Below are 17,457 nucleotides of genomic sequence, written 5' to 3'. Positions count from 1 at the left end.
TCTTGTTGTTATGCCGTGGTCTTGATCCAAGCCGGGCTTTGTTTGTTCAAAAATGCATTCAGTCCATTTTTCGCCTCATCTCCCTGGCGAATATGGGCAATATGCTGTGCTGTTTTAAGCAGTAAATCTTCGGTCAATACCTGTTGGTCAACCAGTTGAATCAACTGTTTCGATGCGCTCTGTGCAGCAGGACCACCCAGTAAAAGTGCTTCCACAATTTCATCAATTTTGCTGTCGAGCTGTTCTGGTGTAGTAACTTCATGCGCAAGACCAATGCTTTTGGCCTGTTCAGCAGTAATCCGCTCGGCGGTCAGGAAATAACGTGAGGCCTGACGGGCACCAATCGCACGAATCACATAAGGGCTGATGGTCGAAGGTGCCAGACCTAAGCGAACCTCGGAAGTGGCAAACTTGGCATCTGTACTGGCCACACAAATATCACAGGCTGAGGCCAGCCCCATGCCGCCACCAAAGGCAATGCCGTGTACCCGGGCAATGGTTGGCTGTTTTAAGGTCGCCAGACTTTGCAGCATTTTTGCCAGTTTGATAGCATCCGCTTCGTTGTCTGCCTGTGATGCCTGACCTGCCTGTTTCATCCAGTTCAGATCCGCGCCAGCAGAGAAACTCTTGCCTCGGCCTGCCAAAATCACCACACGCACATCATCATGGTCATTTAAAGACCGGAAACAGGCATTCAGTTCTTCAATCACCTGGGTATTAAAAGCATTGTGCAGTTCGGCACGGTTAATCCAGACTGTCGCGACCTGATCCTGCTGTTCGAGCTGTAAAAATTGATATGTCATTTTGTCACCCCTTACATGCGGAACACGCCGAATTTGGTTGGCTGGATTGGCGCATTCAGTGCCGCAGCCAGACTCAAGGCCAAGACTTCACGCGATTGCGCTGGATCAATCACACCATCATCCCATAAACGCGAAGACGCATAATAAGGGTGGCCTTGGCGTTCGTATTGGTCACGGATTGGTTGTTTAAACTGGTCTTCTTCTTCTGCTGACCAGCTGCCACCTTTCTGTTCAATCTGGTCACGTTTTAAGGTCGACAAAACGCTGGATGCCTGTTCACCGCCCATCACTGAAATACGCGAGTTTGGCCAGGTCCACATAAAGCGTGGCGAATAAGCACGGCCACACATGCCGTAGTTGCCGGCACCAAAAGAACCGCCAATGACCAGGGTCAATTTCGGAACATTGGCATTGGCGACGGCCATCACCAGTTTGGCACCATTTTTGGCAATGCCTTCATTTTCATACTGGCGGCCGACCATAAAGCCGGTAATATTTTGCAGGAAAATCAGTGGAATATTGCGCTGGGTACACAGCTCAATAAAATGTGCGCCTTTTTGGGCTGACTCGGAAAATAGAATGCCATTATTGGCAATAATCCCGACCGGCATTCCATAGAGCTTGGCAAAACCGGTCACCAGGGTGGTGCCGAAACGTGCCTTGAACTCGTCAAAACGTGAGCCATCGACAATACGCGCTATCACTTCACGGATATCAAAAGGCTTGCGCGCGTCACTCGGCACAATGCCGTACAGTTCCGAACTGTCAAACAGCGGCGCTTCGATTTCATCTGCGGTCTTGTTTGGCTTTTTGTTCAGGTTGGCCACGATGTTGCGGGCAATCGCAAGCGCATGTTCATCATTTTCAGCCAGATGATCAGCCACACCAGACAAACGGGTATGCACATCACCACCACCGAGATCCTCACTGGACACCACTTCACCAGTAGCTGCCTTAACCAGAGGAGGGCCGCCGAGGAAGATCGTGCCCTGATTGCGGACAATAATGGTTTCATCTGACATGGCGGGAACATAAGCACCGCCTGCAGTACAGCTACCCATCACCACTGCAATCTGGGCGATACCTTGGCTCGACATACGTGCCTGATTGTAGAAAATACGGCCGAAGTGATCGCGGTCTGGAAATACTTCATCCTGTAAAGGCAAATATGCACCGCCTGAATCCACCAGATAAATACAAGTTAGCTGGTTCTGTTCGGCAATTTCCTGGGCACGTAAATGCTTTTTCACTGTTAATGGATAATAAGTACCGCCTTTCACCGTAGCATCATTGGCAATGATCATGCAGGTCAGACCGTTGACCTGACCAACACCAGCGACCACACCTGCGGCAGGCACATCATCCTGATACACCTGATAGGCAGCCAGCTGACCAATTTCCAGAAAAGCGGTTCCTGGATCAATCAGGTGATTAATCCGTTCACGTGGTAACAGCTTGCCGCGATCTAAATGTTTTTGGCGGGCAGTTTCGCCGCCACCCAAAGCAATTTTTTCAACTTTCTGTTTTAGGTCATCCACCAGTTGCAGCATGGCAGTCTGGTTGGTTTTAAACTCTTCACTACGTATATTGATTTTGCTCGATAACTGATTCATGACGAACATCCTTGTTTTATTCTAAGTGTTAAGATTTAGGCTGTTTCGTTGAAAAGTTCACGGCCAATCAGCATGCGGCGGATTTCTGAAGTACCGGCGCCAATTTCATACAGTTTGGCATCGCGCCATAAACGGCCTGCAGCAAACTCGTTGATATAACCGTTACCACCTAAAGTCTGAATGGTTTCACCCGCCATCCAGGTCGCTTTTTCAGCAGCATATAAAATGGCACTGGCAGCATCTTTACGCAGGCTACGGCTATGTTCGGCCTTGTCACATTCAGCGCCTACGGCATACACCAAGGCCTTACATGCCAACCAGGTCGAATACATGTCGGCAATTTTGCCCTGCATCAGCTGGAATTCACCGAGAGCCTGGCCAAACTGTTTACGGTCATGAATATATGGAATCACGGTATCCATACAGGCATCCATAATCCCCAGTGGGCCAGCACTCAATACAGCCCGCTCGTAATCCAGCCCACTCATTAACACTTTGGTACCATTGCCGACGCCACCCATGACGTTTTCTTTCGGTACTTCGACATTGTCAAAAAACAGCGGATAAGTATTGGAACCGCGCATACCCAGTTTATCCAAATGCGTGCCATGGCTGAAACCTGGCATATTTTTCTCCACCAGAAACGCAGTCATACCTTTGGCACCGGCTTGCAAATCGGTTTTGGCATAGACCACCAGGACATCGGCATCGCCACCATTGGTGATCCACATTTTTGAACCATTCAGGAGATAATGATCGCCTTTGTCTTCCGCTTTCAGTTTCATGCTGACCACATCCGAGCCGGCATTCGGTTCAGACATCGCCAAGGCACCGACATATTCACCTGAAATCAATTTAGGCAGATAGCGCTGTTTCTGTTCTTCCGTACCATTACGCTTAATTTGGTTTACGCATAGGTTAGAATGTGCGCCATAGGACAGCCCAATGGATGCAGAAGCACGGGAAATTTCCTGCATGGCAATAATGTGCGCCAGATAACCGAAATTTGAACCGCCATATTCCTCACTGACTGTCAGACCAAGCAGGCCCATCTCGCCAAACTTTTTCCAAAGGTGAGCAGGGAACTCGTTGTCACGGTCAACCTGTTGAGCAATCGGGGTAATTTCTTTGGCGCAAAATGCGGCCACTGAATCACGAAGCGCTATTAGAGTTTCATCCAAACCGAAATCCAAGCTTTGTAAATTCATTCTTCATCCATCCTATGGTTCTATTTGTTGTATCCAAAAAAGCATTTTTGTTGTGCTTGTGGTTTTAACATACAACGAAAAAATAAAAAAGTGAATCTATATTCACAAAATGATTTACAATTCATTTTATCTTGTTGAGAATAATTTTATGAGTTATAAAAGATCATCATTGATGCAGGAACGAATGGAACAAAATCGCCTGTCGATTTTGGAATCTGCTCGTGAACTGATTATTCAAGGGGGCTTGAAGGAGGCATCGATTCAGGCCATTGCAGAGCGCGCAGGCGTTTCTACAGGGCTGGTCTATCGATATTTCGAGAGCAAAAGCCAGATTTTGATCGAGGTTTTGTCGGCCGCGATTCAGCATGAAGTCGGGATCTTGAACCATATTGCCGAGTCAGATTTGTCGCCAAAACTGAAATTGCAAAAATCTGTTACAACTTTTGTCAAACGTGCAATGAATAGCCCCCAACTGGCGTATTCACTGATGTTCGAACCGGTTGATCCGGAAATGGAACATGAGCGTTTTCGCAGTAAGCAGCTGCTCAAGCAGAGCATTAAGGAAATTCTGGCCGAAGGAAAGGTCAATGGAGAATTCGAATTTGAAGATTTGAATACGGCAGCGTTGGGCGTGGTTGGCGCCATGACCTTTGTCGTAATTGAACCTTTAAATCCGTCCCGAAATGTCATGTTTGATCAGAAGTATAAGGATCACTTTGTCAAACAGATTGCCGATTTTTGTGTCAACGCAGTACGTGGGCAGGAGGAAAATTTACAAGCATAAACACACAAAAAACCGGTACACAGACAAGGTCGTCGTGGTCATAAAACAATTAGTAAAGTTGAAAATCAGAATTACAAAGAATCAAGGAGATCGATTCAATGACACAAGTACGGTTAAGCTATGCCTATGGAACCAGCAGCCAGCCTTTATTGGGCATGACGATTGGTGAAAAATTTGATCAGGCTTGCGAGCAGTATGCAGAACGTGATGCGGTAGTGAGTTTGCATCAGAACATACGCCTCAGTTACCGGCAGCTACAGGATCAGGTCAATGCCTTTGCCTGTCAGCTGCTGAAACTAGGTATGCAAAAAGGTGACCGTCTGGCAATCTGGTCGCCGAACTGTGTGGAATGGACCATTACCCAGTTTGCGGCCTTCAAGGCAGGCATTATTCTGGTGAACCTGAATCCGGCCTATAAAAGCAATGAGCTTGAATATGTGCTAAACAAGGTCTCCTGTAAGGGACTGGTGATTGCAGCGCAGTTTAAGACGACGGACTATCAGGAAATTCTGACTAAAATTGCACCTGAGCTGATGCAGACTGAAAGTAAATTCCTCAATGCAGAGCGCTTGCCGCATTTAAAGCATGTGATTAAAATTGATGATCAGCAGCATACCGGTATCCACCGTTTTCAGGATTTACTAAGCTCGCCAAGCCCCCAAGAGCTGGAACAACTGCAACAGATCTCCAGTGAATTGCAGTTCGATGAAACGATTAATATCCAGTTTACTTCGGGCACTACGGGCAATCCGAAAGGCACCATGCTGACCCATAATAATATTTTAAATAACGGGTACTTTGTCGGTGAAGCGATTCATTTAGGTCCAGAAGACAGCGTCTGTATTTCAGTTCCTTTATTTCACTGCTTTGGTATGGTGATGGGTAATCTGGCCTGTATTACGCATGGTTCTGCCATGATCTATCCATCAGCTGTATTTAATCCGCTGGAAACCTTGAAAGCCATTCAGCAGGAAAAATGTACTGCGGCTTATGGTGTGCCAACCATGTTTATCGCCATTCTTGAGCATGAACAGTTTGACGAATTTGACCTGTCCAGTCTGCGTACCGGGATTATGGCGGGTAGTCCATGTCCGCAGGAAATTATGCAGCGCGTGATTGAACGCATGCATATGTCTGAAATCACGATTTGTTATGGCATGACCGAAACTGCGCCAGTGAGTGCACAAAGCTCAACGGCAGACAGTGTCGAGCGACGTGTTAGTACGGTTGGCCGGGTACATCCGCATCTGGAAGTTAAAATTGTCGATGAAAATGGCAAGGTGGTGCCACGCGGTCAATTGGGCGAGCTATGTGTACGCGGTTATTCCGTCATGCTCGGTTACTGGGAAGACCAGGACAAAACTCAGGAAGTGATTGATGCTGCACGCTGGATGCATACCGGTGATATCGCTGAAATGGATGATGAAGGCTTTGTGAAAATCAAGGGTCGAATCAAGGATGTCGTCATTCGTGGCGGAGAAAACCTGTTCCCGAAAGAAATCGAAGATTTCCTTTATACCCATCCTGCCGTTTCAGATGTACAGGTGATCGGTGTGCCAGACCATAAATATGGTGAGGAACTTTGTGCTTGCATCATCCTGCATGAAAATGATCCGTGTACTGAGGAAACTATCCGTCAGTATTGTAAGGAGCATATTTCTCACAATAAAGTGCCACGTTATGTGCGTTTCTTCCAGGAATTTCCAATGACGGCTTCCGGTAAGGCGCAGAAGTTCAAATTGCGTGAATTTATGCGTGAAGAGCTGAACTTGAAAGAGATTGCTTAAATTGTATTGATGCGATTCTTAAATGGGGCAAAGCAGTATTTAATGCATGCATTGCCTCCATTTGTATAACGGTTTCGATATCAATGTTTAGGCTTTTCTTACTTTTGATGGGCCAAAAGTAAGCAAAATCCCTTTATTTTGCTGAAGGGACTTCCATGTCCCTCAGCAAAATGGCGACATCCATGTCGCCGGGTCTATGATCAAATTTCAAGAAAACAGTAAATAAGATCAAGCTACAAGATTTAAATATTCAATCTATCTAAATACCCGCCTGAGTTTTAGATTCGTGCATAGATTTAGAGTAAAAATATGGCAAAAAACTTTCACAGTGAAGTCGTGGTCGTCAGTTATGACGATCATATCCGTAAACTGATTCCCGGTTATGAACTGGTGCATCAGCAGATTGAAGCAATTCTCAGCACTGAACTCCCAGAAACCGCACATATGTTAATAGTGGGTTGCGGAACAGGTTATGAATTGTCGTATTTATTAGAGCAACATCCAGACTGGACCTTTACTGCAATTGATCCATCAGCAGCCATGCTGAAACAGGCTAGTAAAAATCTGAATTCTATAGATCGACAAAGGGTGCAATTCATCCAAAGCACGATTCAAGATTTGAATCAGCCGGATACTTTCGATGCCGCATTGGCCATTCTGGTGGCTCATTTCATTCCAAATTCCGAAAAAAACGGATTTTTTCAGGCTATCCATCAGTGTCTTAAAACCAACGGTCTTGCATTGACCTATGACCTGATGCAACCCGAAGATCAGCAAGACATCAAAATTATGCAGAAGCTGGCACAGCAGACAGGGTTAAGCGTGGTGCAAAGTAGCAAGATGATTGAACGCTTGGAGCAGGATTTTCACTTGTTATCTGCGCAAAATTTTACAGCACTTTTAACCAAAGTCGGATTTAAACAGTGCAAAATTTATTGTCAAATCATGAATTATCATGGCTTTTTGCTCAGAAAATAAAGATCAAAGAACTTTTTGCAAATTCTAAAGTTTAAGAGAATATTCAGGGAAGTATTAAAACAATGTCGGCATATTACAGTTTTATTCAGCGCGAACAGCATGCAGATGGCAGTACTACGGCTTATTACCGTTCTAATATTCATGCACAAGGTGCGTGGAATCCGCATGAGCAGCACATGGCGCCAGCCACCGGTATTCTATGCGTCGAACTGGAACAGTTTCAGCCACGTGCTGACATGCGTATTGGTCGGGTCGGGCTGGATATTTTTGGCCTGATAGCCTTTGGTGAATTTTCGATTACCACACGCATGATCCGTCCGGGTAAAACCATTGAACTGGTTGAAGCTGAAATGTGTGCCAATGGTAAAACCTGTATCGTGGCACGCGCGTGGAGAATGCTAACTTCAAATACCACGGCCATTGCTGGAGTGGAAGATTTTCCGATCGAAAGTCCAGAATATTTACCGGTTTGGGAGGGTATGCGCTGCTGGCCGGGCGGTTATATCCAGAGTATTGAAACCCGGGCACATGCTGACCATCGTGCAGGCAAGGGCATTGTCTGGCTAAGAAATTCGCTGGACATGGTAGAAGGTCAACCGACGACAGACTTTAGTCGTTTGCTCGGTATGGTCGATACGGCCAATGGCATTGTGCCACGTCAGGACCCGAATTCCGGTTGGGGATTTCCGAATCTGGACCTGCAGATTCATATGCACCGTCTGCCGCAGGGTAAATGGCTGGGACTGGAAGTGGTGCAGCAATATGGTGAAGATGGTATCGGTCTGACTAGCGGGATTCTGCATGATGTTCATGGACCTTTTGGCCGAAGTGAACAGATTCTGACCCTGCGAAAGTTCTAAAGCCTATTCAAAAACATCAAGGCCAATTGCCTCAATCTGTATTTATTGGCATGCTGTGCGCAATGAGTCAGGAACAGCACAAGATGCGGATCAGTATGATTGGGGCAGGGCGAGTGGCATATCATCTTGCCCGTGTATTTTCAGCACAACATGAGATCGTACAGATCTACAGTCGAACCCTAGAAAAATCACAGCAACTGGCTGAGCAATTCAACGCTCAGGCCATCGCTCGACCTGAACAGCTGAGTCATGAGGTGGATCTGGTCATTATCGCGGTCAGTGATCAGTCGATTGCCAGCGTCATTGAACGGATTCATCCGCATTTGCAGCAGAACCTGATCGTACATACCTCTGGCAGTACCCATCTCGATTTACTGAAAAATGTGCATGTGCGTGCAGGCGTATTTTATCCTTTGCAGACCTTTAGTCTGGAACGCCAGATTGATTGGCAGCAGACGCCACTATTTATTGAGGCGGAGAATGAACAGGACCAAATCCTGTTATTAGAACTGGCAAATAGCCTAAGCAATCGTGTTTATACTTATAATTCTAGTCAACGTCTCAGTTTGCATCTTGCAGCGGTATTTGCCTGTAACTTTGCCAATTATTGTTATGACATGGGCAAGCAGGTGGTTGATGCACAACAGGTCGATTTTAGTTTGTTGTATCCCTTGATGCTGGAAACCGCCAGTAAAGCCACGCAGAATGATCCCAAACAAATGCAGACCGGCCCAGCGATGCGTGGTGATCAGAATATCTTGAATATGCATCAGCAGATGTTAGCTAATATGCAGCGGGAAGATTTGCAAAATGTCTATCAGTTGTTGAGCCAGCAAATCCTAGAACGTCATCGAAAATAAAAGAGCCGGATTTTTTAGTCTAAAATAAAATACTCAATTCTTTTTCCTCTTTAATTTTGGTGAAAAATGAAAAGAAAAAATAATAAAACATGGAAATAGTATAAAGATGAAAATCTATTTTTCTTCTTAAGTGTTATTTCGGGTGCATTTGTCTTTATATATAAGTGGATTGCAAAATTTCTCCCATAAAAAAGCGCTGATTAATCAGCGCTTTTTTTGAATCTTGGATTAAGAAATTTTCTTGAAGATAAAATCATTAATCTTGTGACCGGCTTCAATCCCGCGACGTTCAAACTTGGTTTGCGGACGCCATTCTGGACGAGGGTAGCTGTTGCCTTTGCCCGCCAGATTTTCCAGTCGTGGACGTTCTTCCAATACTTCAATCATCCACTCTGCATACGGTTCCCAGTCCGTTGCAGCATGGAAAGTTCCGCCAAGCTCCAGCTTTTGCTCCACCAGTGGCATACGGTCATGCGAAACAAAACGGCGTTTAAAATGACGCTTTTTCTGCCATGGATCAGGGAAGTACAATTGCACAGTATTGATACTGTTGTCTGGCATTTCACGTAATACCTGAATTGCATCTGCATCCAGTACACGTAAATTCGTTAGGCCTTCAACACCTGCTTCGTAAATGCATTGCGCAATACCCGGTACATGCACTTCAATCCCGACAAAGTTACGCTCAGGATTGGCTTTGGCCATCAATACCAGTGAACGGCCCATCCCAAAACCGATTTCTACAGTCAAAGGGCGCTCTGGATGTTCAAAGTGCTGACGCAAATCACCCACTGGATATTCCAAAATTAAGTGACCATATTGTTCAAGCGCAGTACGTTGAGAGGTGTTTAACGGCATTGAGCGGCGCATAAACGTCACGATTTCACGGTGCTCGCTTAAGTTTTCCAGCTCAACGACTTGCTGGTCTAATTGATCGTTCGACATAACTTTGGCAAATCTAAAAATTCAGAATGCGGTATTTTAAGTCCTGAGCCGAGCAAGTCAAACTTTTCTCGGTATTTCTCCATAAAAATTGGCGAGATCTTCCAGATAAAATAAAAGAGCCAATTGAGGCTCTTTTATTAATCACCGTTCATCAGCTACTAAACCGGTCAATCAGTGTACTGCTGGCTTCATTTAAACCGATCACTGTTACGTCTATATTTTGGGCTTTAAATTTCTGGATCACATTATTCAACATGTTCACTGAGGTCACATCCCAGATATGCGCGTGGGTTAAATCCAGTTCGACATGCTCAAGCTTTTCCTTAAAATCAAAGAACTGATAGAATTTTTCTGTACTGCTGAAGAATATCTGTCCGGAAATAATATAGCTACGTGAATTGACCGTATTTAAATACGTATAGACATGTATAGTTCTTTCCAGTTTATTAATAAAGAACAGGGCAGAGAGCAATACGCCGACAAATACACCAAGCGCCAGATTATGAGTGGCAAGCACGACAATAATCACGGCAATCATCACGGTATTAAATTCTAGCGGATGTTTGCTGAATTGCTTGATTGCTCCCCATTGAAAGGTGGTAAATGCCACCATAATCATGATCGCAACCAGAGCTGCCATTGGGATATAAGCCAGCCAGTCTTTCAAAAAAACCACGAGACACAGCAGAAACACGCCAGCGACCAGAGTCGATAAACGGGTACGTGCCCCTGAAGACACATTGATAATTGACTGGCCGATCATGGCACAACCGGCCATCCCGCCCATAAAGCCGCTGACAATATTGGCCATACCCTGACCACGACATTCCTGATGACGGTCACCTTCAGTTCCGGTCACTTCATCAATGACCGTAGTGGTCATCATGCTTTCCAGCAAACCGACAGTCGCCAAGGTAAAGGAATAAGGCAGGATAATTTGCAAGGTTTCCAGATTGAGTGGAATTTCTGGAATCAGGAATACTGGCAAAGTATCCGGGAATTGTCCAAGATCGCTCACGGTACGCATATCTACACTTAACAACAGCGCCAACCCGCTTAATACGATAATACAGATTAAAGGTGAGGGAATGGCTTTGCCAATTTTCGGGATATACGGAAACAGATAAATAATTGCCAGACCAATCGCAATAAACAGATAACCGGTGCTATCCATCCGGTTAATTTCCGGGATTTGTGCCACAAATATCAGGATCGCCAAGGCATTCAAAAATCCGTATACCACCGCCTGCGATACAAAGCGCATTAATTTAGCGACTTTAAAATAACCGGCAATGACCTGAATGATACCGGTCAGAATTGTGGCAGCCAACAGATATTGCAGACCATGTTCTTTTACCAAGGTAATCATCAAAAGCGCCATAGCACCTGTAGCCGCAGAGATCATGGCAGGACGGCCGCCAAAAAAGGCAATGGATACTGCAATGCAGAAAGAGGCATACAAACCGACTTGCGGATCAACACCGGCAATGGCAGAGAAGGCAATTGATTCAGGAATCAGGGCAAGTCCCACCACCAGACCTGCCAGTACATCTGTGCGGATATTGGAAAACCATTCTTCTTTTTTCAGGCTAATCACGAAATATCATCTAAATTTGGAAAACCTGTGTATGTTAAACAGATAGAGATAAAAATCTACACAAGATTGACTTGCAAAAGCCCGGAATATCCTGAATATTGAATGAGTAACTGTCTTGAGATCACAGTTACGCTTTTTTGCAATTTACAGGTTTGATCACTTGAAAGTTTGTCAGAAGCGATTTAAAACATTGAGAAGTGTATAACAAGGATCAGAAATGAAGCTTTACTATTCACCAGGTGCCTGCTCACTAGCAGCACATATTATTTTAAATGAAATTAATGTCGATTTTGATTTGGAACGTGTTGATTTAAAAACACATAAAACAGAAAAAGGTACGGATTATTACGAAGTTAATCCTAAAGGCTATGTACCAGCGTTAGAAATTAACCCTGGTCTGATCCTGACAGAAAATGTTGCAATTCTACCGTTTCTTGCTCAACACGATCCAAAACAAGATTTGATCCCACCATCGGGCATGGGACGTGCCAAAGTGCTGGAATGGTTAGGTTATCTGAACTCTGAACTACATGATGCCTATGCGGTGTTCTTCGGTGGCAAGTTATCCGACGATGAAAAGAAAAAAGCCTATGCGGAGATTGATCGTCTATTGAGTTATATCGATAAAGCTATCGGTGAATCGGACAATGATTATCTGGTGGATGATAACTTTGGCCCTGCGGATGCTTATCTGTTTGTCTTGACCAACTGGTCGAACCAGATTGAGCATGATCTGAGTCCATATAAAAATATTATTCATATCCGTAATAAGGTGGCAGAACGTCAGTCTGTACAGATTGCCATGCGTGATGAAGGTCTGATTCCTTAATTACTGGAAAAAATAAAGGACTCAATTGAGTCCTTTATTTTTGTTGATGAAAATTTATTTAAAGAAATAGCCGGTTTCCGGCGAGCTGGCATTGGCCATACGCTTGCGCGGCATACGGCCTGCAAGAAAAGCTTCTCGGCCTGCTTCAACGGCTTTTTTCATCGCAGATGCCATCAAGACCGGATTTTGCGCTGCCGCAATCGCTGTATTCATGAGTACGCCGTCACAGCCCAGTTCCATCGCAATCGCAGCATCACTGGCTGTACCGACACCGGCATCGACCAGAACCGGGACTTTGGCATTTTCCTTGATGATTGACAGGGTGTGTGGATTCAGAATGCCCAGACCAGAACCAATCAGGCTACCCAGTGGCATAATCGCGACACAGCCCATGCTTTCCAGCTCTTGCGCCACGATCGGATCATCCGAGGTATAAACCATGATCTCAAAGCCATCGTCAATCAAGGTGCGAGCGGCTTTCAATGTTTCAGTCACGTTTGGATAAAGCGTTTTTTCATCACCTAAAACTTCAAGTTTGACCAGATTGTGGCCATCGAGCAACTCACGCGCCAGCATACAGGTGCGGACGGCACTATTTGCATCGAAGCAACCTGCGGTATTCGGCAAAATGGTATATTTTTCCGGAGGAATGACTGACAGCAGGTTCGGCTGGTCAGGATCTTGGCCAATATTGACACGGCGAATAGCGACAGTGACAATCTCTGCACCACTGGTTTCAATGGCCTGCTGAGTTTCATTTAAATCTTTGTATTTGCCCGTGCCTACCAAAAGGCGTGACTGGAATTGGCGTGAACCAATCTGTAATAAATCTTGCATAATTGTCCCGAGTATTAGCCGCCACCGACCGCGTGAATAATTTCTATTTTGTCTGTATCGCAAATTGGCGTATCGCCCAATCTGCTTTTAGGAATAATCATTTCATTGACTTCAACTGCAAAACGCTTACCCTCAAGCGCCATACTCTGAATCAGTTCCAGCAGATTCTTGCAGTGAGTTTCCTGTTGTTCGCCATTGATGTAAATCATCATTCTAGCAACCCTCCATGATTAAGTGTTGTTCAAACTTATCTGGCGTATTTTAAAGCATTCCAGGCCAGAATTAACCATCCGGCAATCATTAAAGCCCCGCCGATGGGCGTAATAGCACCTAAACCGCGGGGTAATCCTAAGGCCATGATATACAGTGAGCCAGAAAACAGTAAAATGCCGACCTGAATCAGACCGAAGCTCCATTGAATGGGCAATGCAGGGATGACTTTCGCCAGTAAAGAAAGAATCAGTAGTCCTAAGGCATGATAGAAAAAATAATCCGTTGCCGTTTGCCACCAGCCGAGCTGTGCTTCAGTCGCCCGCGCTTTTAAACCATGTGCACCAAAAGCACCGAGCATGACTGCAAGTGCCAAATTAAGTGCTGAAATCGCAATCCACATTTGAATTGATCTTCCTGATAAAGTTTGCGCTCAACCTTAGCATAAATTCAAAATGCGGACATAAAAAAGCCTTCATCAAAGAAGGCTTTTTCGAGGTAAATCAGTAACAGAATTTGGTGTTAATTGGATGACATCGCCACTTTAATTTTTTCCATGGCATTTTTTTCCAGCTGACGAATACGTTCCGCAGAAACATTATATTCGGCTGCAAGCTCATGCAGGGTCGATTTCTCGTCATCTAGCCAGCGACGCTGCAAGATATTACGTGAACGATCATCTAGCTGATCCATGGCTTCATGCAGGGCAGAGGTGCTTTGCTCCTCATAGTCTTCATTTTCAATCAGACGAGCCGGGTCATAACGATTATCTTCAAGATATAACGCTGGTGCCACATGGGTGGAACCTTCATCATCGTCATCGCTTGATGCATCAAAAGCCGCATCATACGCCGTCAGACGGCCTTCCATTTCCAGTACTTGTTCTGGTGTGACATTTAAATCATTGGCAATAGACTGTGCTTCTGCGAGCGTCAACTTTTTCGATGATTTCTTCAGGCTGCGCAGATTAAAGAACAGTTTACGTTGCGCTTTAGTAGTGGCGATTTTCACAATACGCCAGTTACGGATCACGTATTCGTGAATTTCCGCCTTGATCCAGTGCACGGCAAATGACACTAAACGTACGCCCATATTCGGGTCAAAACGTTTTACAGCTTTCATCAGACCCAAGTTGCCTTCCTGAATCAGGTCACCTTGTGGCAGACCATAACCGGCATAACTACGCGCAATATGTACTACAAAACGCAAGTGCGACATGACCAGCATTTTCGCTGCATCTAAATCTTGGTCATAGTAATAGCGTTCAGCCAACTCTTTTTCTTGTTCGGCCGTTAAAATCGGAATCTGATTGACAGTGCTGATATAAGCACCGAGGTTGACACCTGGCGCCGATAATGACAGGGGCATCAACTGATTGCGGCTGTCACTCATGTGTTCTCCTTGAAGTGCGGGATAACCCTAAACCAGGTTTTATCTTAATCCAATCTCTCCGCAAATAATGGATATTTGGGTAGAGAAATGTAAAAAAGTATACGAAAGTGAAGATCAACAGTTTAATTGAAAATTTTTAAGATTCAATTAAGTAGTGAAACTCTGTATCAGAAATTTTTTTAAATTCAAGCTTGAGCTGATGCAGCTGACAATAGCGGCTGACATCTGTCTGGCTATGCGGATCAGATGATTTCAGCAGGAATGTTTTCTGATTTCCGGCCTTTAGTGCGCGCTTTAACATTAATAGCGGCATCGGGCACGGTTTTCCCATAGCGTCTATAAGGCTGAATTGCGCTGGATATTCGGACATTGCGGTTTTATTTAGATAGCAGAAAAGGCTATAAATAGTAGCAAATATGATGCCAGAACCAAACTGGTTTCAGAAAAAGAAGATCTAAATGACTTTATAAAGTCTTTTGACAATTTTCATGAAAAAAATAACTAAATCAAACAGAACATGCTAAAAAAAATCTATTAATTGTGATAAACCCATGTTAAGCTCGTTGCGTATTTGGGACTTTGAATAAACAAAGTGATTGTTTTTCACCCTATTACATAAATGGATGTAACCGGGATTTTGTTGATAGTTTTACAGAATGATTACAAGCTTAAAAATAATATTTTCAAACTTGTTTGCTCTGCTGTTTGCAACACCGGGTGGTCCTTCTTTTAGTTTCAATGAGGATTAACTTATGACAGCTGCTCGCGAACAAGGCGTAGTTAAGTGGTTTAACGATACTAAAGGCTTCGGCTTTATTCAACGTAATGGCGGCGATGACGTATTCGTTCATTTCCGTGCTATCCAAGGTGACGGTCACCGTTCACTTCGTGACGGCCAACGTGTTGAATTCAGTGTTGTTAAAGGCCAAAAAGGCTTTCAAGCTGAAGAAGTTCAACCATTAGACTAATCTTCGGATTAAGCTAAAAAGAAAACGCTCCAATATAACTTGGGGCGTTTTTTGTTTATACTATCCCTATCTTAGTGATTACCCAATTAGAGCACCGCTTTATGTCATCTGGTTTTGAAACCTTAAATTTACATCCCAATCTAAAAAAAGCGATTGATGCTTTAGGCTTTACCACCATGACGCCTATCCAGCAGAAGGTTTTGAAATTCACGCTGGCAGGACATGATGCCATTGGCCGTGCACAGACAGGTACAGGCAAAACTGCTGCCTTTTTAATTAGTATCATGAATGATCTCTTAAATAATCCGATTCAGGAACAACGCTATCGTGGTGAGCCACGTGCGCTGATTTTGGCACCGACCCGTGAACTGGCGTTACAGATCGAAAGCGATGCACAGGATCTGGCGAAATATGCTGGTCTCAATGTGGTGACCTTGCTGGGTGGTGTGGATTTTGACAAGCAAAAGAACCAGCTTAATAAAGCGCCTGTCGATATTATGGTGGCAACACCGGGTCGTCTGATTGATTTTGTAGAACAAAAAGAAGTCTGGCTGGATCAGATTGAATTTTTGGTCATTGATGAAGCTGACCGCCTATTGGATATGGGTTTTATTCCTTCAGTAAAGCGCATTGTACGTTTCTCGCCGCGTAAAGAACAACGTCAGACTCTGATGTTCTCTGCTACTTTTAGTTACGATGTATTGAATCTTGCGCAGCAATGGTTGTTTGAACCGGTCACAGTTGAAATTGAACCGGAAAAGAAAACCAATGCCGATGTCGAGCAGCGGGTTTATATGGTCGCTAAGGCGGACAAATATAAATTGTTGCAAGAAATCCTGCGTGATGAGCCGATTGAAAAAGTCATGATTTTTGCCAACCGTCGTGATCAGGTGCGCAAACTTTATGATCATTTAAAACGTGATGGCTATAAAGTAGTGATGCTGTCTGGCGAGATCGCTCAGGACAAACGTCTGAAAATGCTGGATCAGTTCAAAAATGGTAAACATAACATTATGATTGCAACGGATGTGGCAGGTCGTGGCATTCATGTTGATGGTGTATCGCATGTGGTGAACTTCACCTTGCCGGAACAGTCGGATGATTATGTGCATCGTATTGGCCGTACCGGTCGTGCGGGAACTAGTGGTGTGAGTATCAGTTTCCTTGCAGAAGATGATGCGTTCTATCTGCCAGAAATTGAAAAAGCCATTGGGCAAAAATTGCCTTTGACCCGTCTGGAAGGTTATTGTTAATCCAGATCATAGAAAAACCGCTCTTGAAGAGCGGTTTTTTATTGCGCTGTGGTTTAAGGCTTATTTGGCCTGACAGCGGAATGTAAGCACCGTCTGATAATCATCATTCTGGTTTAAACCAGTATTGGTACCTGCGATATTGCCAAGGACAGTAGCTGCTGCCTGAATCATCTGACCTGTTTGTTCATCGACCACGCCTTTTAAAGCGCCGTTATAAGCTGTCTTTTCATCTACAATAATTGGGGTTGATCGAGAGCCACAGGCTTTATTGGCCGCAGTAATCGCGTTGTTTTTCGAAGTCAGTTGATTTTTACCTAATCCGGTCACTTCATACTGGTTATTTTCCTTTTGCACTGCCAATGCAGTTGGATTTGATGCACAGGCAGTAAGCAGTAATGCGGAAATAGCTAATCCGCTGAAAGCGATTGTTTTTTTCATCATGAAATCTCAAGTAAATACGATGCTGAATATTTCAACACAGCAAGCAGCGCAGATTTTGTAGCTGTTGTATAGGTTTGGCAATTTTTGGTATA

Annotated in this window: 19 protein-coding genes; 8 read left to right on the top strand and 11 right to left on the bottom strand. The window is 44.5% G+C overall.

What is annotated here, in order from left to right:
* Window positions 1–8 precede the first annotated feature (8 nt).
* From AC13CK_RS05200 to AC13CK_RS05190, 3 genes are read right to left on the bottom strand one after another with little or no spacing between them, the layout of a single operon-like run.
* Window positions 9–803 carry an enoyl-CoA hydratase/isomerase family protein gene (locus AC13CK_RS05200; RefSeq protein WP_425878029.1) on the bottom strand — a complete coding sequence of 265 codons (795 nt, stop codon included), beginning with the start codon at window positions 801–803 and terminating at the stop codon, window positions 9–11.
* An 11-nt stretch (window positions 804–814) separates the two neighbouring features.
* On the bottom strand, window positions 815–2,416 hold the full coding sequence (locus AC13CK_RS05195; RefSeq protein WP_425878031.1) for a carboxyl transferase domain-containing protein: 1,602 nt from the start codon (window positions 2,414–2,416) through the stop codon (window positions 815–817).
* A gap of 35 nt (window positions 2,417–2,451) precedes the next feature.
* A complete protein-coding gene (locus AC13CK_RS05190; RefSeq protein WP_004646592.1) occupies window positions 2,452–3,624 on the bottom strand; it encodes an isovaleryl-CoA dehydrogenase in 1,173 nt (390 codons plus the stop codon).
* A 148-nt stretch (window positions 3,625–3,772) separates the two neighbouring features.
* On the opposite strand from AC13CK_RS05190, the gene AC13CK_RS05185 reads away from it, so the two are divergent.
* The 5 genes from AC13CK_RS05185 (at window position 3,773) to AC13CK_RS05165 (ending at window position 8,893) form a co-directional block, all read left to right on the top strand.
* The gene (locus tag AC13CK_RS05185; RefSeq protein ID WP_005251442.1) at window positions 3,773–4,408 is read left to right on the top strand and encodes a TetR/AcrR family transcriptional regulator; all 636 of its coding nucleotides are present in this window, start codon (window positions 3,773–3,775) and stop codon (window positions 4,406–4,408) included.
* Window positions 4,409–4,506: 98 nt separating this feature from the next.
* Window positions 4,507–6,195, top strand: coding sequence for an AMP-binding protein (locus tag AC13CK_RS05180; RefSeq protein ID WP_425878034.1), 1,689 nt, complete (start codon window positions 4,507–4,509; stop codon window positions 6,193–6,195).
* Window positions 6,196–6,504: 309 nt separating this feature from the next.
* Window positions 6,505–7,173, top strand: coding sequence for a class I SAM-dependent methyltransferase (locus tag AC13CK_RS05175; protein WP_425878036.1), 669 nt, complete (start codon window positions 6,505–6,507; stop codon window positions 7,171–7,173).
* Between the two features lie 62 nt (window positions 7,174–7,235).
* Window positions 7,236–8,033, top strand: coding sequence for a thioesterase family protein (locus tag AC13CK_RS05170; RefSeq protein WP_004280113.1), 798 nt, complete (start codon window positions 7,236–7,238; stop codon window positions 8,031–8,033).
* A gap of 83 nt (window positions 8,034–8,116) precedes the next feature.
* Complete coding sequence (locus tag AC13CK_RS05165; RefSeq protein WP_253137758.1) at window positions 8,117–8,893, top strand: Rossmann-like and DUF2520 domain-containing protein; 777 nt, start codon at window positions 8,117–8,119, stop codon at window positions 8,891–8,893.
* Between the two features lie 228 nt (window positions 8,894–9,121).
* Here AC13CK_RS05165 and trmB read toward each other — a convergent pair whose 3' ends face one another.
* Entirely contained in the window at window positions 9,122–9,838 is a 717-nt protein-coding gene (trmB, locus tag AC13CK_RS05160; protein ID WP_004729978.1) for a tRNA (guanosine(46)-N7)-methyltransferase TrmB, read from the bottom strand.
* A 151-nt stretch (window positions 9,839–9,989) separates the two neighbouring features.
* Complete coding sequence (locus tag AC13CK_RS05155; RefSeq protein WP_425878039.1) at window positions 9,990–11,435, bottom strand: SulP family inorganic anion transporter; 1,446 nt, start codon at window positions 11,433–11,435, stop codon at window positions 9,990–9,992.
* A 217-nt stretch (window positions 11,436–11,652) separates the two neighbouring features.
* Between AC13CK_RS05155 and AC13CK_RS05150 the strand changes: the two genes are divergently transcribed.
* A complete protein-coding gene (locus tag AC13CK_RS05150; protein ID WP_004729975.1) occupies window positions 11,653–12,264 on the top strand; it encodes a glutathione binding-like protein in 612 nt (203 codons plus the stop codon).
* A gap of 54 nt (window positions 12,265–12,318) precedes the next feature.
* Here the strand turns inward: AC13CK_RS05150 and AC13CK_RS05145 are convergent, their stop codons facing one another.
* The 5 genes from AC13CK_RS05145 to AC13CK_RS05125 all read right to left on the bottom strand — a co-directional run bounded on the left by AC13CK_RS05145 (window position 12,319) and on the right by AC13CK_RS05125 (window position 15,073).
* Entirely contained in the window at window positions 12,319–13,101 is a 783-nt protein-coding gene (locus AC13CK_RS05145; RefSeq protein WP_004646601.1) for a thiazole synthase, read from the bottom strand.
* Window positions 13,102–13,115: 14 nt separating this feature from the next.
* Entirely contained in the window at window positions 13,116–13,313 is a 198-nt protein-coding gene (gene thiS / locus AC13CK_RS05140) for a sulfur carrier protein ThiS (protein WP_004280105.1), read from the bottom strand.
* A gap of 35 nt (window positions 13,314–13,348) precedes the next feature.
* Window positions 13,349–13,714 carry a DUF423 domain-containing protein gene (locus AC13CK_RS05135; protein WP_004280103.1) on the bottom strand — a complete coding sequence of 122 codons (366 nt, stop codon included), beginning with the start codon at window positions 13,712–13,714 and terminating at the stop codon, window positions 13,349–13,351.
* A 119-nt stretch (window positions 13,715–13,833) separates the two neighbouring features.
* Window positions 13,834–14,703 (bottom strand): RNA polymerase sigma factor RpoH, encoded by an 870-nt coding sequence (rpoH, locus tag AC13CK_RS05130; RefSeq protein WP_004280101.1) that lies wholly within the window; start codon window positions 14,701–14,703, stop codon window positions 13,834–13,836.
* Window positions 14,704–14,839: 136 nt separating this feature from the next.
* Window positions 14,840–15,073 (bottom strand): sulfurtransferase TusA family protein, encoded by a 234-nt coding sequence (locus AC13CK_RS05125; protein WP_004280100.1) that lies wholly within the window; start codon window positions 15,071–15,073, stop codon window positions 14,840–14,842.
* A gap of 382 nt (window positions 15,074–15,455) precedes the next feature.
* Here AC13CK_RS05125 and AC13CK_RS05120 point away from each other — a divergent pair, with 382 nt between their 5' ends.
* Together AC13CK_RS05120 and rhlB are read left to right on the top strand one after the other, a co-directional pair.
* On the top strand, window positions 15,456–15,671 hold the full coding sequence (locus AC13CK_RS05120; protein ID WP_004280099.1) for a cold-shock protein: 216 nt from the start codon (window positions 15,456–15,458) through the stop codon (window positions 15,669–15,671).
* A gap of 101 nt (window positions 15,672–15,772) precedes the next feature.
* Window positions 15,773–16,924, top strand: a complete 1,152-nt coding sequence (rhlB, locus tag AC13CK_RS05115) for an ATP-dependent RNA helicase RhlB (RefSeq protein ID WP_004280098.1) — start codon at window positions 15,773–15,775, stop codon at window positions 16,922–16,924.
* Window positions 16,925–16,984: 60 nt separating this feature from the next.
* Here rhlB and AC13CK_RS05110 read toward each other — a convergent pair whose 3' ends face one another.
* Window positions 16,985–17,365 (bottom strand): hypothetical protein, encoded by a 381-nt coding sequence (locus tag AC13CK_RS05110; RefSeq protein WP_004646604.1) that lies wholly within the window; start codon window positions 17,363–17,365, stop codon window positions 16,985–16,987.
* Window positions 17,366–17,457 lie beyond the last annotated feature (92 nt).

It is taken from the genome of Acinetobacter sp. L-24 (genome assembly GCF_056857555.1).
This window is presented reverse-complemented; position numbering and strand designations above follow the sequence as displayed.